The organism is Kitasatospora purpeofusca (assembly GCF_000718025.1).
Lineage (GTDB): Bacteria > Actinomycetota > Actinomycetes > Streptomycetales > Streptomycetaceae > Kitasatospora > Kitasatospora purpeofusca.
In genome coordinates this window covers 206,912-227,773 of record NZ_JODS01000011.1, presented here as the reverse complement: position 1 = coordinate 227,773, position 20,862 = coordinate 206,912, and the positions used below count along the sequence as shown (strand labels likewise).

At 73.2% G+C, this 20,862-nt stretch carries 15 protein-coding genes; 8 read left to right on the top strand and 7 right to left on the bottom strand.

The annotated features are described in order from the left end of the window. Window positions 1–243: 243 nt before the first annotated feature. The 4 genes from IF01_RS0118285 to IF01_RS48980 all read right to left on the bottom strand — a co-directional run bounded on the left by IF01_RS0118285 (window position 244) and on the right by IF01_RS48980 (window position 3,707). Window positions 244–1,581 carry an MFS transporter gene (locus IF01_RS0118285; RefSeq protein ID WP_375340985.1) on the bottom strand — a complete coding sequence of 446 codons (1,338 nt, stop codon included), beginning with the start codon at window positions 1,579–1,581 and terminating at the stop codon, window positions 244–246. Continuing rightward, on the bottom strand, window positions 1,578–2,102 hold the full coding sequence (locus tag IF01_RS0118280) for a glycine-rich domain-containing protein (RefSeq protein ID WP_030394501.1): 525 nt from the start codon (window positions 2,100–2,102) through the stop codon (window positions 1,578–1,580). The genes IF01_RS0118285 and IF01_RS0118280 overlap by 4 nt, the downstream gene beginning before the upstream one ends. Continuing rightward, complete coding sequence (locus IF01_RS0118275) at window positions 2,099–3,355, bottom strand: phenylacetate--CoA ligase family protein (protein ID WP_030394500.1); 1,257 nt, start codon at window positions 3,353–3,355, stop codon at window positions 2,099–2,101. Before IF01_RS0118275 ends, IF01_RS0118280 begins: the two co-directional genes overlap by 4 nt. Before the next feature lie 202 nt (window positions 3,356–3,557). After that, the gene (locus IF01_RS48980) at window positions 3,558–3,707 is read right to left on the bottom strand and encodes a hypothetical protein (RefSeq protein WP_167349754.1); all 150 of its coding nucleotides are present in this window, start codon (window positions 3,705–3,707) and stop codon (window positions 3,558–3,560) included. Window positions 3,708–3,947: 240 nt separating this feature from the next. Here IF01_RS48980 and IF01_RS0118265 point away from each other — a divergent pair, with 240 nt between their 5' ends. After that, window positions 3,948–5,099 carry a YncE family protein gene (locus tag IF01_RS0118265; protein WP_157855268.1) on the top strand — a complete coding sequence of 384 codons (1,152 nt, stop codon included), beginning with the start codon at window positions 3,948–3,950 and terminating at the stop codon, window positions 5,097–5,099. A 257-nt stretch (window positions 5,100–5,356) separates the two neighbouring features. On the opposite strand, the gene lanKC is transcribed toward IF01_RS0118265, so the two are convergent. After that, a complete protein-coding gene (gene lanKC, locus IF01_RS0118255) occupies window positions 5,357–7,963 on the bottom strand; it encodes a class III lanthionine synthetase LanKC (RefSeq protein WP_157855267.1) in 2,607 nt (868 codons plus the stop codon). A 1,180-nt stretch (window positions 7,964–9,143) separates the two neighbouring features. Here lanKC and IF01_RS48340 point away from each other — a divergent pair. Next, complete coding sequence (locus tag IF01_RS48340; RefSeq protein ID WP_051755602.1) at window positions 9,144–9,971, top strand: FG-GAP repeat domain-containing protein; 828 nt, start codon at window positions 9,144–9,146, stop codon at window positions 9,969–9,971. Window positions 9,972–10,457: 486 nt separating this feature from the next. Here the strand turns inward: IF01_RS48340 and IF01_RS0118235 are convergent, their stop codons facing one another. Further along, window positions 10,458–11,699, bottom strand: a complete 1,242-nt coding sequence (locus tag IF01_RS0118235; protein ID WP_030394495.1) for a hypothetical protein — start codon at window positions 11,697–11,699, stop codon at window positions 10,458–10,460. A 342-nt stretch (window positions 11,700–12,041) separates the two neighbouring features. Between IF01_RS0118235 and IF01_RS0118225 the strand changes: the two genes are divergently transcribed. Then, complete coding sequence (locus IF01_RS0118225; RefSeq protein WP_051755600.1) at window positions 12,042–13,076, top strand: ArsR/SmtB family transcription factor; 1,035 nt, start codon at window positions 12,042–12,044, stop codon at window positions 13,074–13,076. Between the two features lie 105 nt (window positions 13,077–13,181). Beyond that, on the top strand, window positions 13,182–13,655 hold the full coding sequence (locus IF01_RS0118220; protein ID WP_030394492.1) for a DIP1984 family protein: 474 nt from the start codon (window positions 13,182–13,184) through the stop codon (window positions 13,653–13,655). A gap of 697 nt (window positions 13,656–14,352) precedes the next feature. On the opposite strand, the gene IF01_RS0118215 is transcribed toward IF01_RS0118220, so the two are convergent. Next, window positions 14,353–15,720: an L-serine ammonia-lyase gene (locus tag IF01_RS0118215; protein ID WP_279617265.1), complete on the bottom strand. Its 1,368-nt coding sequence runs from the start codon at window positions 15,718–15,720 to the stop codon at window positions 14,353–14,355. 242 nt (window positions 15,721–15,962) lie between these two features. Here IF01_RS0118215 and IF01_RS0118210 point away from each other — a divergent pair, with 242 nt between their 5' ends. The 4 genes from IF01_RS0118210 (at window position 15,963) to IF01_RS0118195 (ending at window position 20,822) form a co-directional block, all read left to right on the top strand. Beyond that, complete coding sequence (locus IF01_RS0118210) at window positions 15,963–16,940, top strand: helix-turn-helix domain-containing protein (RefSeq protein WP_030394490.1); 978 nt, start codon at window positions 15,963–15,965, stop codon at window positions 16,938–16,940. A 392-nt stretch (window positions 16,941–17,332) separates the two neighbouring features. Continuing rightward, window positions 17,333–18,604, top strand: coding sequence for a S8 family peptidase (locus tag IF01_RS0118205; protein WP_037780124.1), 1,272 nt, complete (start codon window positions 17,333–17,335; stop codon window positions 18,602–18,604). Window positions 18,605–18,636: 32 nt separating this feature from the next. Then, the gene (locus IF01_RS0118200) at window positions 18,637–19,539 is read left to right on the top strand and encodes an alkaline phosphatase family protein (RefSeq protein ID WP_030394488.1); all 903 of its coding nucleotides are present in this window, start codon (window positions 18,637–18,639) and stop codon (window positions 19,537–19,539) included. 2 nt (window positions 19,540–19,541) lie between these two features. Next, on the top strand, window positions 19,542–20,822 hold the full coding sequence (locus IF01_RS0118195) for an MFS transporter (RefSeq protein WP_030394487.1): 1,281 nt from the start codon (window positions 19,542–19,544) through the stop codon (window positions 20,820–20,822). Window positions 20,823–20,862: the final 40 nt, after the last annotated feature.

Sequence of the window (20,862 nt, the reverse complement as noted above, 5' to 3'; positions counted from 1 at the left end):
TGGGATCACCTCCAGTCTCGGATCCGTCCTGCCCGCGACCTGTCCCGCTGCGGGATGGCTTCATGATCCAACCCAGGTAGCGTCGAACAGTGCGTCCCCCTAAGGGACCAGCCTCATCGCCCCTGAGAGGGACACTGCCGGGGCCTCGACCTCGGGTACCAGCAGCCGGACGCTCGCCGAGCGCCGCGCCCGTGACGGGACGGGCGCCGGACGGAGTGCCCGGCCGGTGCGGCTCCCTCCGGATCACGCCCGGGTCCGGGCCGCCCGCAGAGCCAGCGGCGTGACCAGGAGGGCTGCCAGCGCGCAGGCGAGGGCCAGGGTGGCGTAGCCGCCGGCCGTGACGGCCGGGCCCGAGAGCAGGGCGCCGGTGCTGCCCGCGACGGCGAGGCCGACGTCGGCCAGCCCCTGGGTGTTCGCGCCGCGCCCCGGTGACAGAGCGGCCGTGATCACGGCCGTTCCGCTGACCAGGCCGAGGTTCCAGGCGATGCCGGCGAGGGTGAGGGCGAGGGCGATGAGCGGCACGGAGTCGCCCGGCGCGGTGGCGGCCAGCAGGGCGGCCGCGCAGAGGAGGACGCCGGAGGCGGCGGCGACGGGGAGGGCGCCGAGGCGGTCCGTCAGGAGGCCGGTGAGTGGGGAGGGCAGGAACATCGCGGCGATGTGGAGCGAGACGACCAGGCCGATCGTGCCGGTGCCGTGGCCGTTGGCGGCCAGGTGGACGGGCGTCATCGTCATGAGGGCGACCTTGGGCAGCTGGCCGAGCAGCATGATCCACAGGCCGGTGGCGACACCCGGCCCTCGTGGCCGGCCCGCGCGCTTCTGCACCGGGTCGGACTTGTCGCCGGTGTCGGAGCCGCCACCGGCGTCCGCGTCGGCGGGCGTGTCGGTCTCCGGGAGGGGGAGCCGGGCCCGGGCCAGGTGGAGCGGGTCGGGCCGCAGCAGCGCGGTGAGCAGGACGGCGGCCACCGTGTAGCCGAGGGCGGCGAGCAGGAACGGTCCGGCCAGCGGGGGGATGCCCCAAGCATGGGCGATGTCGCCGGTGAGCGGGACGAGGTTGGGGCCGGCGACCGCGCCGAGGGTGGCGGCGAGCAGGACGCGGCTCAGGGCGCGGGCGCGGCGGTGCGGTGCGGCGAGGTCCGCTCCGGCGTAGCGGGCGAGGAGGTTGGTGGCGGTGCCGGCGCCGTAGACCAGGAGCGAGGGCAGCAGCAGCGCGACCTGGTCCAGGGCCACGGCGGCGACCACGCCGACGCTGCCCAGGGCGCCGATCGCGTAGCCGGCGCCGAGGCCGGGGCGGCGTCCGCGCCGCTGGCACAGCCGGCCGACGACGAGGGCGCCGAGCATGGATCCGCCGGTGAACAGGGCGGTGGGGATACCGGCGAGTCCGGTGGAGCCGAGCATCTGCTCGGCCAGCAGGGCACCGACGACGATGCCGGCGGTGAGTCCGGCGCCGCTGACCAGCTGAGATGCGACCAGGACGGCCAGGATCCGCCGCTGTTCGGGGGCCTCTGGCGCCTCCGGTGCTTCCGGCGGCCCTGGACGCCCCGGTGGGCGGCGGGCGACGCCGCCCACCGGGGTGGCGCTCACGGGGACGCCAGGGGGCTCAGCGCAGAGATCTCCTCCAGCGACATGTCCAACTGCTCGTGGAGGTAGCGGACGATGGTCCAGTGGGGGAGCGCACCCTCGTCGAAGGGGCCGAAGGCGCGGCAGTAGAGCGGGATCCAGCGCAGCGCCTCCTCGGCGGCCTGCCGGCGGCCGGGTTCCTCCTGGTAGGACTCGTACGGGATGCCGCGGTGGTGGACGAAGAACCGGCCGGGCAGGCGCTCCTCGCACAGCGCGCGGTACTCGCGGGTCTGCAGGATGAGGTAGTGCCAGATCTCGTCGATGTGCTGCTCGACGGGAAGGAAGAGGCCGGCGAGTTCCTCGCGGTGCCGGGAGACGAGGTAGAGGTAGCGCAGGCACTCGGTGACCTGGCGTTCGGCGTCGGCGGGTGCGCAGCCGGTGCGGGTGACGGTGTAGGCGACCACCTCGGCGTGGAGGTCCTCGCCGAGCAGTTCTTCGAGGTCTGTGACCGTGACACGGCCCTGCGGCTCGGACCGGGTGGTCATCGGGAACCTCCAGCGAACGGGGACGCGGCGAGCCAGGCGTACTTGCCGGAGGCGCCGACAGGCAGGTGGTCGTGGTGTTCCACGCGGCAGCGCCGGCCGGTGAGTTCGCCGGCGGCGTCGGCCAGGGCCTCGCTCTCGGCCGGGGTGAGCGGGGCGGCGTCGAAGGTGGTGCAGCGCAGGACGGCCCCGTCCGGCTCCTCGAGGTGCAGGCGGGTGAGGAAGACCCGCGAGGTGACGGCGCTGACGGCTTCGTCGAGGTCGCCCTGGGCGCGGGGGCCGTGCGGGGTGGCGAGCAACTCCTTCTCGCGGCCGCAGAAGCGGGTGATGCGCTCCGGGTCCGTGCTGCCGTCGGCGGTGCGGACGCAGTCGCCCGAGCGGTAGCGGACCAGCGGCATGCAGGGATTGCGCACGCTGGTGACGATGAGGCTGTGGATGGTGCTGCCGGGGGCGACGGGCTGAAGTTCGACGCTCATGTCGTGCAGGTAGGGCCGGTAGTGGCCGTCGCGGTCGCTGTAGTAGAGGTAGCCGAGTTCGGTGCTGCCGAACAGGTCGACGATCGGGCAGTCGAAGTGCTCGCGCAGGTACCGGGCCACGTTCGCGGGCGTGTACTCGTAGGCGTGGACGACGGCCGCCGGCGGCGGGAACCCCTCCCACAGGCCCCAGGCGCGGGCCTTGCGCACCAGGTGGGCGAGGTGGGAGGAGGAGCAGTCGAGGAGGTAGCGGCCGCGCGGGTGCGCACGGGCGGCGTCCCGGATCTCGGCGAGCATGCGTTCGACGTCGGCCCGCTGCCAGTGGTCCGGGTCCAGCCGCAGGTTGAGGTAGAAGGTGCGGTCGTCCAGCCGGCGGTCCCGCAGGTCCGGTTCGGCCGCCGGTTCCTCGCCCCGCTTGCGGGCGTTGACGCGGGCGACGTGCTCGGTGGCCAGGACGGTGGTGAGGGAGACCCGGTTGCAGGCCTCCCGCCAGGTGTCGGCGAGGTCGGGGTGCTCGCTCCACAGGCGGTAGTAGGACTTCAGTAGGAAGTAGGGCGGTCGGATGATCTGCATGCGGGCGTGGTTGGTGCCGGTGGAGAGCACGAACTCCGCCTCACCGGCGGCGAGGGCGGCCGACAGCTGCGGGGTCATCCAGTTGTCGGGAAATCCGCGGGCGATCTCGGGTTTTTCCAGAATCGGGAAATGACCCTGCTCGATCGAGGTGCGGTAGAGGGGAATGTCCTTGATCCGGTCGACCACGTCGGCGGTCGGCTGGCCGTTCAAATGTCACCTCCGGTCGGTGTCCGGGGCTCCGGTTCTCCGGCCCCGGGGCAGGGGATCGGACGGCGTGCCGGCACGGGCGACGCGGGCGGTACGCGTCGGCGAGGGCGCGCCGCAGGCCCGGGCCGGCCGGGGGTTCCGGCCGGCCCGAACCTCGTCGGCGCAGCTCAGGGCAGATCTGTGCCGTCAGGTGCCGCTCGGTGCGTCAGGAGATACAGCCGGCCTTGGCCACGCTGATGCACCCGGACTTGGGGGCCGCACTGATGCAGCCGTCCTTGGCGGTGCTTCCGGAGTTGGCGGCGACCCAGCCCTTCCACTTGTCGTCCTGGGTCATCTTCTTGATGAGCTGTTCCATTCGGACCTCCGAGATATACCGGTAATCCGGCGGCGCGTTCGTCGCCGCCACTGCGACATTAAAGCGATGGTCAAGCATGTGTCAATGACAGGTCATCAGACAAAGGCGCGAAACCCCTGGCCGATAATCGCCGTCCGGGGAACCGGGGCCCCGGCGGGCGTCCGTCGAACCGGAACGACATGTTCATGCCCTAGCCTCGTGGCAGGTCCGCACATCCGGCACGGGAGAGAGGCTGGCTCCATGAACTCACGTCCACCGGTGGCCCGTTGGGCCGCTTCCCTGCTTGCGGCCGCGCTCGTGGCGGCAGGCGTTCTCGTCGGCCCCGGCGTCGCCACCGCCACCGGCGCCACTGCCGCACCGTCACCCGGGGGCGGCAAGCCCCCCGTCGGCGGTGTGGAGCGACTGGTGCCACTGCCCGGCACCGACTGGGCGCAGCGAGCCCTGATCAGCGGCGACGGGCGGCGCGCCTACATCGGCGAGGAGACACAGACGGGCAATCGGCTCGGTGTCGTCGACACCCGCAGCGGCGCCGTACTGGCCGATGTCCCGATCGGCACGGAGCACTGGAGCGGCACCAAGACCTTCTCCCCGGACGGCCGGCTCATCTATCTGACCGGCGCGGGAACCCTGAACATCTTCGACACCACCACCAACACCGTGCGGGCGAGCGTGCCGCTGCCCGAGCAGCCCCACCCGGACGGCTGGCGGGTCGGCTCGCCGTACAGTCTGGCGGTGTCGCCGGACGGGGCGACGGCGTACGTCGGCCAGGGCGGCCCGTTCCTGGACGCGCCGCCGAACCCGGCCTTCCTGCCCGGGCGCCTGCTCACCTTCTCCACCGCCTCCCGCACGTTCACCGGTGAGACGCCGCTGCCGACGTTGAACCCCCGGGACCTCGTGCTGCGGCCGGGCGGCGCCACCGGGTACCTCTCCAGCCCCGAGGGCCTGATCCGCCTCGACCTCACCGGGGCGCACCCGGCCGTCGTCGGCACCATCACCTCGCCCGGGTTCATCGACGACCTGGTCCTCGCCCCGAACGGGGCCACGGTGTACGCGCAGACCAAGCCCGAGGGGCGGATCCAGGTGATCGACCTGACCACCGACACCCTCGCCGCCACGATCGACCTCAACACGGGCTTCCGCCAGATCGCCGGCCTCGCGATGAACCCGCGCGGCACCCGGCTGTACGTCCTGATCCAGACCAACCTGCCGAGCCCGACCGTGGCCGCGTACAGCACGGCCACCAACCGGCCCGTGCCCAAGGAGGACTTCGCCGAGTTCGACCTCGAACACGGCGCCACCCTGACCGTCGGCCCCGACGGCCATACCTTCTACGTCACCGGTACCAACTACAACGACAACCCCGGGACCTTCCTGCAGATCGTCAGCTTCTGACCGGCACACCCGGGGTCGCGGCCGCCGGGCGGCGGTCACGACCCCGGGCGCACGCGGTGGCGAGGACCTGCGGGGGCGCGGCACCGCGCCCCGGCCCGCCCGGCCGGTGCCGGGCGGGCCGTGGCCGCCCGAATGCGAAGGCTAGAACGTGTCGTTGTCGACGAACGAGCTGGCGTAGATGCTGAAGCAGGGGAAGGGGTACGCCTCCTCCGTCTGGTCGCTCTGGGGCTCCAACTGCTGCAGGGCGAGGATCTCGGTCATGGGTGCTTGCCTCCGTTGTCCTGTGTGTCTCGGGGGTGGATGGGATCCAGGGTGAACCAGTCGTCACCCGGGCCGTGGAGGGCTCGGTGCAGTGCCAGCAGGATTCCGGCGCTGCCGCTGGCCACGTCGGCGCTGAAGCGCAGCGAGCCCGTGCCGAGCCAGCGGACGCCGTCGCCGTGCGGGACGGCGTACTTGAGGAGCCCGGTCGCGAGCCGCAGCGCGTCCTGGCGGTCGGCGTCCTGCTGGGTGAGGTCGGCGTGTTCGGCGAGCAGGTAGACCAGCCCGGCGAAGCCGTCGTGCAGGCCGGCCTGGATCGCGCTGACCTTGCGGGCGTCGGCGAGGACGCGGGGCAGGGCCGCGCGGAAGCGCTCGTCCGCGGTGGCGGCGTAGCGCACCAGGACGGTTCCGATGCCGGCCGACCCGGTCGCCAGGTACGGCATGACGCGCCGGTTCACGGCGTTGTCGGCGAAGGAGAGGGAGCCGTCGGGAAGCGCCACCGCGCGGTCCAGCTCCTCGTGCAGCAGCGCGCGTCCCGCTGACAGGTAGCGCTGTTCCCCCGTCTCGCCGGCGAGGTGGTGCAGGAAGAGCGCGAGTCCGGAGCGGCCGTGGAACAGGCCGCGGGCGTCGTGGGCGCCGAGGGTCGGAGCCAGGTCCGTGCCGTGCCGCAGGATCGCGTCGCCGGCGGCCGCCGCGCGTTCCAGGTGGCGCGGGTCGCGGGTGAGGCGGTGCAGGGCGAGCCAGGCCAGACCGACCCCGGCCCGTCCGTCGGCCAGCGTGGTCGTGGTGGCCGTCAGCGGGTGGCGCTCGGCCGCGTGCAGCAGGTCGACCGCCTCGTCGAGATGTCCCGTGCGGGCCAGTACCCGTCCGACGCCGGCCGCGCCGACGGCGAGCCCGGGGGGCAGCGTGTCGGCCGCGTCGAGCGCGTCCTCGCGCAGGCGCTTGCGGACCTCTTCCGGGACGGGGAGGCCGGCCCGGCACAGGGCGTGCACCACACCCGCCGTTCCGTAGGCCACGCACACCGTGTTGGTGCGGAACGCCTGGGGCGACGGAGGGAAGGCCCAGTCGGGCCGTTCAGTGTCGGCGAGGGCGAGCAGTCCCGCAGCCGTCCGCTCGGCCAGCAGGGTCAGGCAGCCCAGCGGGTCGGCGTCCACCTGGCCGGGGTCGGGCAGCGTCGACTCCTGCTGCTCGGCGGGTTGCCGGAAGGCGGTGGCCCGCTGCCACAGGTCGTGCGGAACCGGTGCCCCGGCCGCCAGGTCGCGTCGCAGCAGGGCGAAGTTGGCCGCCGTCAGTTGAGGGGCGTTGTGGAAGGGCGCCAGCAGGGTGAGCGCGAGGGCCGACAGGCCGTAGCGGTCCGCGAGGAGCGGGTCGGCGCGGTGCCCGGCGGTCACGGCCGGGGGCGGCGCGAAGCCCGGGGTGCCCATCCGGGCCGGGCGGGCCTCCAGCGCGGTCGCGGACTCGAAGTCGACGAGCCTGGCGTCCCCGGCGGGCGTGACGATGACGTTCCCGGGGCTGACGTCGCCGAACCGCAGCCCCAGCGCGTGGAGTTGATCCAGGGCCTCGTCGAGCGAGGCGAGGATGCGCCGGCAGGCGGCGTGGTAGCGGTCGAAGTCCGCGGCGGGCCGGTCGGCCAGCAGGACGGGCGACGAGCGGTTGATCCACGTCACCAGCGGCAGCCCCTCGACGTACTCCATGACGAGGAAGTCGTGCTCCCATTCCGTGAACCGCTCCAGCGGCCGCGGGCACACACCCTCCGTCGCCGCGTGCACGGCGGTCAGGGTGTCGAACTCCCGGCGCAGCCGCTCCTGGGCGCTGACGCCGTCCCAGGTGTAGCCGTTGTGCGGGCGCGCCTCCTTGACGAGGACGAGCTGCCCGGTGCGGGTGTCCCGCGCCCGGTAGGCGCCGCCGGCGTTGCTCGGCTGCAGCACCTTGACGATCTCGTAGTCGCGGATGCGGATCGTGCCGCGGTGCGGGGCCGGCTCCTCGGCGACGAACGGGTCGCTGACGCCCTCGGGCAGCACGAAGTACGGCAGCCGCCGGTCCGGCACGTCGTGCCCGTGCCCGTCGGTCAGCAGCGCCTGCGCGGTGCCGTCGGGCAGCAGCCGGCTGCGGGGGCCGAACGCGCCGTAGCGGTAGTGGACGGTCCGGGAGTCCCGGTAGCGGCGGTCGCTGAGGACGTAGGCGCCGTCCTCGCCGTGCAGGGCCTCGGCGAGCAGGTCCAGCAGCCGCGCGGCGACGGAGGTGTCCGGCGGGTACACGGCGCAGAACTTGCCGGCCTGGGACCGGGCGCCGTGCTTGTGGTGGAGGGCGAGGAAGAAGAAGTGCGCCGACACGTGCTTGAACGGCACCTCCTCGGCGAAGCAGATGTCCGCCACCGCGTCGAGGACGTGCTGGGCCCGCTCCGGGCGCGCCGATACGTGGATCTTCCAGCCCTGCTCGGCCCGGCGCACCCCGCGAGCGCTCCACGCGGTCCAGATGCCCCGCTCGCTCCCGCGCCAGCCGACCGCGACCCGGGCGGGCACGAAGCGCCGGCCGGGGTCGGCCATCGTGCCCAGCGGAGCGAAGAACTGCTCGTCGGCGAGAGCATCGGACAGCGCGTCGAACAAGACGATCTCCTCCACGTGGTCGTTCGCCCGCCCGGCTCCGGCAGCCGTCGCGTCGCGGCGGGGCCGCACCGGCGCGGTGACCCCGAGGCCGTCACCGGCCCGAGGTTCCTGCTTCCGAAGTTCCTGCTACGGCAGGGCGCACCGCTGCGGCGCGACGGGTCGCTCGACGAGCCTCCCGGTTGCGTCGGACCTCCGGAACGGTCGTCGCCCCGACGGACGGGACGTTAGGCGCGACGGGTTCGACAGCGGTTCGGCCGCGGTATGGGAACGCCTGCGCCGAGGAAGGCAGGGGGTTCGCCGGTCGGGCCGTTTCCCCGCCAACTGCTCTGCAGATACGACCGGTTGGACGGAACGGTCCAGGGACGATTCCGTCCAGCCGAGAGCCCTTTCAACCGGCCCGGGCAGCAGCGCGATTAGTGATCGCCGGCCGGGGATCCCGCCGGCGGGCAGGACCGGCGAGGCGTCACCGCGGGACGCCGAAGCGGGAACCCCGATCGATCCGCACGTTCCGTCGCTCTCGCAAAGGACTCCGGATTATGCCTCGCACCCGTCTCGCCAAGGCCACCGCGGTCGCCGTTCCCCCCACCGGGGCCACCACGCCGCCGCCGCACGTCGCTCGGGGCTGACCCGAACTCAGGGTCCGTTCTCTCTGCGCCTGTTCCGCTACGCCCGTTCCGAGGGACCGCCGCCCTCCTGCACGGCTCACGGCGGGCGGCTGTTCCCGCAGCACTTTCGACGTCTGTCGCCGCCCCATTCCCCGGCGACGGCGCATCCGACCCGGCTGACCAAGCCTGCGAACGAAGGAAGCGTTTTCCATGAAGAAGACCCTGCGCAGGTCCCTGCAGATCCTCGCGGTGAGCGCGGTCCTGGCCAGTGGAACGGTGGCCGCCACGAGCCCGGCCCACGCGGCCCTGCCCGATGTGTCGTGCGGCACGATCACCTCCGCCGACAGCGCTGCCGCAGCCCAGTTGAACCAGCAGCTCACCGGTACCCTGCGGAACGCGATGACCGCGTACAGGGTGTCCTGCGCCCGGGCCGTCGTCAACACCGTGCGGGCCATCGGTGTGCCGCAGCAGGCCGAGGTCATCGCGATCACCACGGCGATCGTGGAGTCCACCCTGCGGAACAACCCGAATATGGAGGACCACGACAGTGTCGGCCTGTTCCAGCAGCGGGCGTCGTGGGGCAGCACCGCGCAGCGCCTCGACCCGGCGATGACGACCGCAAGTTCATCAACGCGCTGCTCTCCACGTATCCGAACAACTCCTGGACGAGCAAGCCGATCGGCGAGGTCTGCCAGGCCGTCCAGCGCTCGGCCTACCCCGATCGCTACCAGTACCAGGTGGCCGACGCGCAGCGGATCGTCGACGCCCTCGGCCAGGCCCCCGCCGCCCCGGTGGGGATGACGGGCTTCGCGTCGGCCGACTTCAACGGCGACGGCAAGCCGGACCTGGCCGCGGTGGAGGCGTCGACGGGGAAGATGTTCCTGTACCCGGGCAACGGCCTCGGCACCTTCGGCCAGCGGACCCTGATCGGGACCGGCTGGGACTCGGTCGGCAACGTGACGCCGGGCGACTTCAACGGCGACGGCAAGACCGACCTGGCCGCGGTCGGCGCGGGCGACGGGAGCCTGTACGTCTACCCCGGTACCGGCACGGGTGTGTTCGGTGCGCCGTGGTCGGCCGGTACCGGTTGGAACACCTTGGACAACTTCTCCGCCGGTGATTTCAACGGTGACGGGAAGTCGGACATCGCCGCAGTGGGCACCGGAGACGGGAAGCTGTACGTCTACCCGGGCACCGGCACGGGCTGGTTCGCGGCCCCGGTGAGCGCCGGAACGGGCTGGAACGTCATGCGCGACCTGGTCGGCGGCGACTTCAACGCCGACGGCCGCACGGACATCGCCGCCGTCCAGGCCCCCCGGGGCGCCGCCGGAAACATGTACCTCTACCCGGGCACCGGCCAGAACACCTTCGGCACCCGCACGGGCATCGGCACCGACTGGTAGGCCCCACGAGCCCCCGCACCACCACGCCACCTGCACCCACCACATACCCGCCGGGCCCCTGGCCCGGCGGGTACACGCGTCAGCCCGCCGCCGGAGGGCGCTGAAGGTGATGGACACCGGCGGCCTGGAGCCTGGGTCGGGCGGGCATCGGATTGCCCCGTACCCCACGACGTTCCTCTTCCCCACCAGGGACGAGGCCTCGCGGTGGATGCGTTCACCTTCGACCCGCACCTGACCCTCGCCCGGGCCGGCTTCTCCCGGGGGCACCGGCGGGCCGTCCAGCGGGGTGCGGCGGCGGAGCTGGAGGGCCTGGCCGCGGCGCTCGCGGAGTACCGCGGACCGGAGTGGGACGCCGCCGGGCCGCACCTGGTGAAGAGAGAGCCCGACGGCGGCTTCGCACACTACGAGACCGTCCGCTCCTGGCCGTTGGCCGACTGGAGCCGAGCCGCCGCGGGGAGGCGCGCTGTCCTCCCCGCGGCGTCCGGATCAGCTGCTGTAGTAGCCCTGGACGTCGGCGACGAGGTCCACGCTGCCGTGCGGGTTGTAGAGCTCGATGTAGCCGTCGGTGCTCACCGGGACGACCGTCATGGCGCCGGTGTCCTCGTTCCCGGTGTAGTTGAGGCTGGACGTCGACGGACGCGCGGCTCCGGCCCGGTAGGCGGTGACGTGGCCGTCCTCGCCGGCGTTGGTGCCGGTCAGGTTGAGGACGACGGCGGCGACGGTCTCCGGCACGCCGTTCAGGCCGGTGACCTTCACCCGGGTGGTGGAGCCGGGGCCGGCCTTGGCGGCCGGGGCGCCCAGCCCCTCGCGGGTGTCGAGCACGCGGGCCGGGTCGGTCGGGATGAACAGGCCGGCGGTGCCGGAGTCGGCGGTGCGCCGCTGGAAGCTGCCGATGAAGTCCACCACGACGTGGGCCTGGCCGCTGTTGGTGTAGAGCGCGAGCCGGTGGTCGCCGGTGGTGTAGGCGTAGGAGACGTTGGTGACCGTCTGCCCCGGGTCGAAGTTGAGGTCGGAGGTGCTCCAGGGGCTCTGCCCCGCGGGGTACATGCTGAGGTGGGCGCTCTCGGTCGGCTCCGTGACGGTGGCCTGGACGACCAGGTTGTCGGTCGGGCCCTGCACCGGGGAGGTGTCCAGGTTGATGACGCCCGCGGCGCCGCCGACGAGCTTGCCCGGGTGGCCGCCGACGGTGGTGCGGGTGTCCAGCAGCCGGGTGGGCTCACCGACGACGAAGGCGTTGCCCTCGGAGCCGGAGTACCGGTCGGTGTAGTAGCCCTGGAGGTCGGCGACCAGGTGGACGTTGCCGACGTGGTTGTAGAGGTTCACCACGCCGTCGGCGCCGACCTGCACCGTCACCCGGTTGGTGGTGACCTTGTGGTTCGGGGTGGCGTTGAGGTTGGAGACCGTCGGCATCGGCCGGCCGCCGGGGAAGGCGGTGATGAAGCTGTTCGCGGTCGCGTCGACCGCGGTCACGTTCATCACCACGGCGTTCGGGGTGATGCCGTGGAGGATCTTCGTGATGTCGAGCCGGGTGACGCTGTCGGGACCGACCGTGCCCACGGGGGCGTTCTTGCCCTCCCGGGTGTCCAGGATCCGGTAGTTCGAGATCGAGAACCAGGTGCTGGCCGGACCGACCTGGTTGGTGGCGGCCGCGGCGGTGGGCGCGGCCGGCAGAACGGTTCCTGCGGCGAGCATGAGCGCGGCGAAGGCCGCAGCGCGGGAAGCGCGCATGACTGTGAGGTCCCCCCATGAAATATGAAGATCGTTAGATCGTGGGGGCATGCTAGCGGCACCCGCGCGGCGCCGGTCAACGGGATAAGCCGGGGCCCGCCCGCGGTCTCCGGTCAGGGCCAGACGGCGGACCGGTGGACATGGCTGATCATCGTCGCGCACACCCAGCTCCGGCTCGCCCGGCCGCTCGCCGAGAACGTCCGCCGGCCCTAACGATCCGGCCATCGCCGGGCAACGCCCCGGTCCTGCCGCGCCGTCCCGCCTACGGTGGTCCCAGGACCGCAGGGGGGCGGGGCCGGGGCGCCGCAACACCCCTGCCGGTGTTCGACGGAGGGGGCGGAATTGCTGCGGATCCACTTCACCCACGAGGACCTGACCAGGGTTCGGATCGCGCGCGCACCCGACCCGCTCGCCGAGTCGATGCTGAGCCTGTCGCTGGTGCAGGCCCGCGAGGTCGGCGGCGTGGCGTTGGAGGGGTGGCGCAGCCGGACCCGCAGGAGCATCCGTCCGGAACAGCGGGTGCTGTTCGACCTGGCGACGCCGGTCGGGGCGGCGGAAGCCGCGGAAGCGTTGCTGCACGCCGGCAGCCACACCCTGCCGGAGAGCCTGGAGCAGACCTGGTCACTGCCCGGCCGCCGGTGGACCGCCGAGCAGCCCACCCTCAGCGGGACGCGCCCCCGGGCGCCCCGCTGGGTCCACGAACTGCACCGGGGCGACCGCGAGTGGCGCGAACTGGTCGACCGCCGGCTCCGCGACTACCACGCCTTCGCCGTCGCGCCGTACTGGTCGCAGCTGCTGGCCGCCGCGCACACCGACCGCGCCCGGCGGGCCACCCTCGTCGCCGACCTCGGCCTGGACGGACTGTTCGGCAGCCTCGACCCCGGCATCCGGTGGCAGTCACCGGTGCTGACGCTGCCCTCTCCCGTCGACGCCGACCTGCGGCTGCGCGGCGCGGGCGTGATGCTCGTCCCCACCTTCTTCTGGCCCGAGCCGCTGGCCCTCACCGACAACCGCGGCCTCGACCACCCGCTCGTCCTGCACTACCCGCTCGCCCCGGACCTCACCACCTACCGCGAGATCTGGTCCCAGGCCGCCCCGGACGGGCCGGACGGCGCGCTCGTCGCCCTGCTCGGCACCACCCGCGCCCGCACCCTGCGCGCGGCGGCCGACCCGGCGGGCACCGCCGAACTCGCCCGCCGCACCGGCACCTCGCCCGCCACCGCGAGCCACCACACCACCGTCCTGCGCGCCGCCGGCCTCCTCACCACCGAACGCACCGGCCCTCGCGTCCGCCACACCCTCACCCCCCTCGGCAAAGCCCTCCTCGACGACCGCGTCCCCGACGGCCCCGGCAGAAAGGAGACGCTCCACGAGTGAGCGGTCCTCCCGCACCACGTCCGGACCCCACCCCGCGAGCCGTGCCGTGAGGGACTGACGTGCATACTTGCCGGACGATCAGTAGGACACAGAGGTGATGACGCGGTGAAACTGGCTGAAGCGCTCGCGCAGCGCGCGGCCGCGGTGCGGCGGGTGGAGCAGTTGCGGGCACGTGTCGTCGCCGGCGCCCGCTACCAGGAGGGCGAGGAGCCGGCCGAGAACGCGGCGGAGGTCCTGGCCCAGGCCAGCGAGGTGCTGGACGAGCTCGAGCGGCTGATCCGTCAGATCAACCGGACCAACTCCACCGCGGTCGTCGAGGGCGGCGGCACTCTGACCGACGCCCTCGCCCGCCGCGACGTCCTGCGGCTGCGCCACTCGGTGACCACCGCGGCCGCCGACGCCGCCTCCGGACGCGACCAGCGCGGAGCCGTACGGCAACTGCGCTCGGAACTCAGGATCCTCTCCGCCCTGCCGGTCGCCGAGCTCCGCGCCGAGGCAGACCTCCTGGCGAAGGAGATCCGCGAGGTGGACACCCTGATCCAGCGCACCAACTGGGAGATCGACCTGATCGAGGACTGATCCCCACAAGCCGGGTGTGGGAAGCAGGTAGTCGTCACGGAGGCGTGCACACACCGCGGGTCGGCGGTCCATCCGGCCCCTGGCGCGTGAAGAGCAACGCAGAGGTTCAATTCCTCACCGACAATGCAGCTCAGCATCGCGTACAGGTGACAGAGCACACCGCACAGCTCACCACCATGTGCAGATCCGGGACGACGAGGGCGGGAACGGGGCGCCCCACACCCCGGGTGCGGGGGCCGTGCACACCAGCACGGCCCCCGCACCTGTTCCGCCCCGGAGCCGCCCGGGCGGGCCCCGGTCCGGGAACTGCCGTGATCCACATGGTGGCCCGGAGCCCGAGCGTCGCGCCGAGCGTGCCGCCCGCGACGGCACGGATCGGGATGGTTGCCCGGTTGGCGAACACCGAGGTGGCCACGACCCGGCCGAGCAGCGCGGGCGGGTCGCAGGTCTGGCGAAAGCTCCCGAGGACGACGTTGCGGAGCACTGCCCCGGCCACCAGGACGACCGGGCCGACCGCGTACAGGGCGACCCGCGGTCCGGGGCCGGCTGCCGGGGGCAGCACGCCGAAGGGTGCGGCGGCCGGCAGGACGATCCGAACGGCGCGTGCCGTGCCGAGGCGTCGGCAGAGCGGTCTCAGTCCCCGTTCTGCCCCGCCCGGTCGGTGCCGGCCGCGGCAGCGCGACAGGACGGCCGATGGTCAGCACTGGGGGAAGCTGAGGGCGAGGCCGCCGCGGGCGGTCTCCTTGTACTTGGTGCTCATGTCGGCGCCGGTGTCGCGCATGGCGCGGATCGCTGCGTCGAGCGGGACCAGGTGGGTGCCGTCGCCGTGGAGGGAGAGCCGGGCGGCGGTGATGGCCTTGAGGCTGCCGATGGCGTTGCGTTCGATGCAGGGGATCTGGACCAGTCCGGCGACCGGGTCGCAGGTCAGGCCGAGGTGGTGTTCGAGGGCGATCTCGGCGGCGTTCTCGACCTGGCCGGGGGTGCCGCCGAGGAGTTCGGTCAGTCCGGCGGCGGCCATGGCGGCGGCGGTGCCGATCTCGCCCTGGCAGCCGACCTCGGCGCCGGAGATGGAGGCGTTGCGCTTGACGATGCTGCCGATGGCGGCGGCGGTGAGCAGGAAGCGGACGGTGTGGTCGTCGTCGGCGCCGGGGACGCACCGGTGGTAATGGTGCAGGACGGCGGGAACGATGCCCGCGGCGCCGTTGGTGGGGGCGGTGACGACGCGGCCGCCGGCGGCGTTCTCCTCGTTGACGGCCAGGGCGTGGAGCGCGACCCAGTCCATGGCGTGCAGCGGGTCGGCGGTGTCGCGGTGCCGGGTGAGGCGGCGGTGGAGCGCGGGGGCGCGGCGGGGGACGTTCAGGCCGCCGGGCAGGACGCCTTCGGTGCGGCAACCGCGTTCGACACAGCCGCGCATGACGTCCCACAGGTGCAGGAGTCGGGCGCGGACCTCGCTCTCGGGCCGTCGGGCGCATTCGTTGGCGAGCATCAGGTCGCTGATCCGGCCGTCCCCGGCGAGCCGGAGGAGTTGGTCGGCGTCGTCGAACGGGTGGGGGACGTCAACCGGTTCGCCGGTGTCCTCGCCGAGCAGGAAGCCGCCGCCGACGGAGTGGAAGGTGCGGCTGTCCAGGACGGCGCCGCCCCGGTCGAGGGCGGTGAGGGTCAGCGCGTTGGGGTGGGCGGGCAGGGTCCGGTCGGGGTGCAGGAGCAGGGTGTGGCGGACGGTGTGCGCGCCCGGCAGCGGGACTCGGCCCTCGGCGGTGCAGCGGCGGAAGCGTTCGTCGGCGGTGGCGATGTCGACGGTCCCGGGTTCCTCGCCGGCGAGTCCCAGCAGGACGGCCTTGTCGGTGCCGTGGCCGGTGCAGGTGGCGGCCAGTGAGCCGAACAGCTCGACCTCGACGGCGGCGACGCGGGCCAGCAGGCCGTCCCCCTCGAGTCCGCTGACGAACCGGCGGGCGGCGCGCATCGGGCCCACGGTGTGGGAGCTGGACGGTCCGATGCCGACGCGGAAGAGGTCGAACACGCTGATCAAGGGGGACTCCTGGAGAGCTGCCGTGGTGGTGGCCACCGGTCTACCGTCGGCCGGGCGTGTCCGGTGGCACACGGCGGCCACTGGCGAGGACGGGCGTGGGGCGCCCGGGCCGGTCGCGCGGTCGATCCCGGTGGGGAGTGTGCGGGTCTGACACCTACTCGCCGGTATGTGCCACGATGCGCCGAAAGCGGCCCCCGGCACGCATCGGCGGGACCCGGCGGGTCCCGTGCTGTCTCCGGTCCGTCCGGAGCGGGCCGCCCTCACGGGGAGGAACGCCGATGTCCGACGAGGACCTGCCGACACACCTGTGCCGCCTGGGGCTGACCCGCCGCGAGGCGGAGGTCTACGTGGCGCTGCTCGCCACCGGATCCGGGGACACCGGACACCCGCCCGACGAGCCGGGGCCCGACAGCCAGGCGCACCTCGCGCACCTGCGCCGGATCGGACTGGTCACCGTCTCGGACGTCGGCGGGTTCCGCCGGCACGTACCGGTGGAGCCCACCGTCGCGCTGGAGTTCCTGGCGCACAGCCGCGGCGCGGAGCTGCGCGAGGCCCAGCAGGCGGCCGCCAACGCCTACCGCGGGTACCGGCGTTCGGTGAGCCCGCATCCCACCGACAACCTGGTCGAGGTGGTCACCGGCGACTCGATCATCGAGCGGATCGAGACCATCGAGGAGGCGGCCGAGAGCGAGGTGCTGCGTTTCGACTCGCCGCCCTACCACACCCACGGCTCCCCCAATCCGATCGAGATCGAGAACCTGGGGCAGGGCGTGGAGTACCGGGTCGTGTACTCCAGATCGGCGGTGCAGAACGCGGCGTACTACGCGGTGAACATCCAGCCGTCCATCGCCGCGGGGGAGCGGGCCCGGATCCTGCCGACCGTGCCGGTGAAGCTGACGGTCTTCGACCGGCGGCTGGCCATCGTGTCGATGTCGTTCGTCGAGGCCGAGGTCAACGACTCGATGCTGCTGGTCCACCCGTCCAGCCTGCTGTCCGCGCTCACCGGGCTGTTCGAGACCTCGTGGCGGGCGGCGCTGCCGATGCACCTGGGGGAGCGGGTGCCGTCGGCGCTCAGCCCGATCCACCGGCGGATCGTCGAACTGCTCGCCACCGGTGTCACCGACGACACCATCGCCGAGTTGCTGGGTGTCAGCCGCCGCACCCTCTCCCGCCACCTGGAGCAGCTCAACTCCCGTGCGGGTTCGGTCACTCGCTTCCAGATGGCGCTGCACGCCGCCCGCAACGGCTGGATCTGACCCGGCCACGAGCGGTTCCCGGGGCTCCGGGAACCGCTCCTTCGCCATGCCCGGAGCCTCCTCTCCACGATGTCCCGAGCACGACCCGAGCACGACCCGAGCACGACCCGAGCCGGGCCCCGCGCAGGCCCCGCGCAGGCCCCGCGCAGGCCCGGAACGGTCCGGGAGCCGCCGCGCGCGACCTCCCTGGCCAAACCGCGCCACTGGCGAAAAGTGGCTTCTGGTGGCGTGTTCCTGACGGTACTTCTGTTCACCGGCCCGCCGCCGGAGTGGAGTGATCGCCCACCTCCGCGGCGAAGCCCCGGCCGACGGCCCGGAAGCCGCCGCCGGTACCCCGCTCCCGATCCCCGAGCCGGCGGACTCCCGCCGCACACTCCCCCCGAGGAATCACCGTGTCCCTGTACCGCGCACGCCGCCGTACCCGCAGGACGAAACCCATCACCGTGGCCGTCGCCGCCACCGTCGCCGCCGCGGCCGCCGCCCTGGTCGTCGACCCGGCGAGCGCCGCCCAACGGGCCGCGGAGGAGGCCCGGCCGCCCGGCGGCCCCATAGCCGGCCGCTACCTGGTGGTGCTCGCGGACGACACCGCACCGGGCGCGACGGCCCCGGACACCGCCGTCGCGTCCGTCGCCGACCGGCTGGCGCACACCTACGGCGGCACCGTCCGCACCGTCTTCGACACCGCGCTGCACGGCTTCGCCGCCGAGATGACCCCGGCCCAGGCGCACCGGGTGGCGTCCGACCGGGCGGTCGCCTCGGTGGAGCAGGACAGCACCCAGCACCTGGACGTCGCGCCGGAGGGCGCGCAGGCGGCGTCGGTGGCCAGCTGGGGCCTGGACCGGATCGACCAGCGCAACCTGCCGCTGGACAACGGCTACAGCGCGCCGAACACCGGCTCCAACGTCACCGTCTACCTGGTCGACAGCGGACTGCGCACCACGCACAGCCAGTTCGGCGGACGGGCCGCCATCGGGGTGGACCTGGTCGGCGACGGCCGCAACGGCGCCGACTGCCTCGGCCACGGGACCCACGTCGCGGGCACGGTCGGCGGCAAGGACTACGGCGTGGCCAAGGGCGTGAAACTGGTCTCCGTGCGGGTCACCCCCTGCAACGACTCCGTTCCCACCTCCTCCATCGTCTCCGCCGCCGACTGGATCACCAAGCACGCCGTCAAGCCGGCCGTGGTCAACATGAGCATCAACGGCGGCGTCAGCTCCACCGAGGACAAGGCGATCCGCAACTCCATCGCCTCCGGCGTCACCTGGGTGGTGTCCTCCGGCAACAGCAACGCCGACGCGTGCAGGAACTCGCCCGGCGACATCGCCGAGGCCGTCGTCGTGAACAACTCCACCTCCGACGACCAGCGGCGCTCGGACTCCGACTGGGGCTCGTGCACCGACCTGTTCGCCCCCGGCACCGGCATCACGTCGGCCTGGAACACCGGGGACAACGACAGCCACAACCTGACCGGTACCTCGATGGCCGCGCCGCACGTCACCGGCGCCGCGGCGATCCACCTGTCGGCCCATCCCACGGCCACCCCCGCCCAGGTCCAGGACGCGCTGGTCAAGGCCGCCACCACCGGCACGATCGGCAGCGCCGGCACCAACACCCCCAACCGGCTCCTCTACGTCAAGAGCCTGGGCGACAACCCCACCAAGTGACCCCCGACCACCGCTCGACCCAGGAGGAAACCGTGTCCGACCCCACCACCGGCCGCCACCGCCGCAGCCGCAAGAAGATCACCCTCGCCGTCGCCGTCGTCGTACCGACGGCCGTGGCGGGCGGCCTCGCCACCACCCTGGTCGGCATCGGCCCGGCCTCGGCGTCGACCACGATGCCGAAGCCGGACCACGTGGTCGTGGTCATGATGGAGAACCACGCCTACAGGCAGATCATCGGCAGCAGCGACGCGCCGTACCTGAACTCGCTCGCCACGGGCGGCGCCGTCCTCAAGGCCTCGTACGGCATCACCCATCCGAGCCAGCCCAACTACTTCGCCGTCTTCTCCGGCAGCACCCAGGGCGTCACCGACGACAGCTGCTACAAGGTCGGCTCGATGACCGCCCCGAACCTCGCCTCCGAGGTGATCGCGGCCGGCAGGACCTGGGGCAGCTACAACGAGTCGCTTCCCAGTGAGGGCTCCACCACCTGCAAGAGCGGCAAGTACGCCCAGAAGCACAACCCCTGGTTCGCGTTCAAGAACGTGCCCACCAACACCGGCCACACGTTCGCGCAGTTCCCGAGCGACTTCACCGGACTGCCCGCGGTCTCCTTCGTCACCCCCAACCTCTGCTCCGACATGCACGACTGCGGCGTGGGCACCGGCGACAGCTGGATCAAGAACAACCTCGGCGCGTACGCGAACTGGGCCAAGACCCACAACAGCCTGCTGATCGTCACCTACGACGAGGACGACAAGCAGAGCGGCAACCAGATCCCCACCGTGCTGTACGGACAGCCCGTCAAGGCCGGCAGCGCACCGACCACCAAGTACAACCACTACGACATGCTCCGCACCCTGGAGGACCTCGCCGGGACCGGCAAGCACGCCGGCAAGGCCGCCGACGCCACCGACATCGCCGGCGTCTGGAACTGACCGTGTACCTCGCGGACAGCCGAAACCCCGCGGCGTCCGCCGCCGCCCCGGCCCCCGGGCCGGGGCGGTCCGCGCGGATCGCCCCCACCGTCCTCGCCCTCGGCACGGTCAGCCTGATCACCGACGTCTCCTCCGAGATGGTCACCGCCGTCCTGCCGCTCTACCTGGTCGCGGCCCTCGGCGTCTCCCCGCTCGGCTTCGGTGTGCTCGACGGCGCCTTCAACGGCGCCTCTGCCTCCCTGCGCCTGCTCGGCGGCCTCCTCGGCGACCGGGGCGGCGGCCGCCACAAGGCCGTCGCCGCTGCCGGCTACGGCCTCTCCGCGCTCTGCCGACCGGCCCTGCTGCTGGTCCGCACCGCGCCGCTGATCGGCCTCGTCCTCGCCGCCGACCGGCTCGGCAAGGGCCTGCGCACCGCACCCCGCGACGCCATGATCTCGCTCGCCACTCCGCCCGAACGGCGCGGCCGCGCCTTCGGCGTCCACCGGGCGATGGACACCGTCGGCGCGCTCAGCGGCCCCCTGCTCGCCTTCCTCGTCCTGCGCACCGCCCCCGGCGGCTACCGCGCCGTCTTCACCGTCAGCTCGTACGTCGCCGCCCTCGGCGTGCTCGTCCTGGTCCTCCTCGTCCCCGGCCGCGGCCCCGCCCCGCAGGCCCGCGGACCGCGCCTGCGGCTGGGCGCGCTGCTCCGTCTGCCCGCCCTGCGCCGGACCACCGCCTGCGCCGCCCTGCTCGGACTCGCCACCGTCAGCGACTCCTTCCTCTACCTGCTGCTGCAGGGCCGCCTCCACCTCCCCGCGGGCTGGTTCCCGCTGCTGCCGCTCGGCACCGCCGCCGTGTACCTGCTGCTCGCCGTCCCGCTCGGCGCGCTCGCCGACCGGATCGGACGTCGGCGCGCGTTCGTGCTCGGGCACGCGGCACTGCTCACCGGCTACGGACTGCTGCTCGCTCGCCCCGGCGGCGGCCTCCCGCTCGCCGCCGCGGTCCTGCTCCTGCACGGACTCTTCTACGCCGCCACCGACGGCACCCTGGCCGCCGTCGCGGCGGGCGCCGTCCCCGAGGAGCGGCGCGGCGCCGGCCTCGCCCTGGTCGGCACCGGCCAGGCCGCAGGGCGCTTCCTCTGCTCGCTCGCGGTCGGCGCGCTGTGGACCCGGTGGGGCGACACCACCGCCCTGGCCGTGATGGCCGCCGTCCTCACCGTCGCCGTCACCGTCGCCGTCCGCCTGCTGGGCCGCGTCACCGGCGACCCGGAGCGGGCGGCCGCCGACCGCCCCGCCCCCCACTGATCCCCGCCCCCACTGATCCCCGTCCCCCGATGACCGGAAG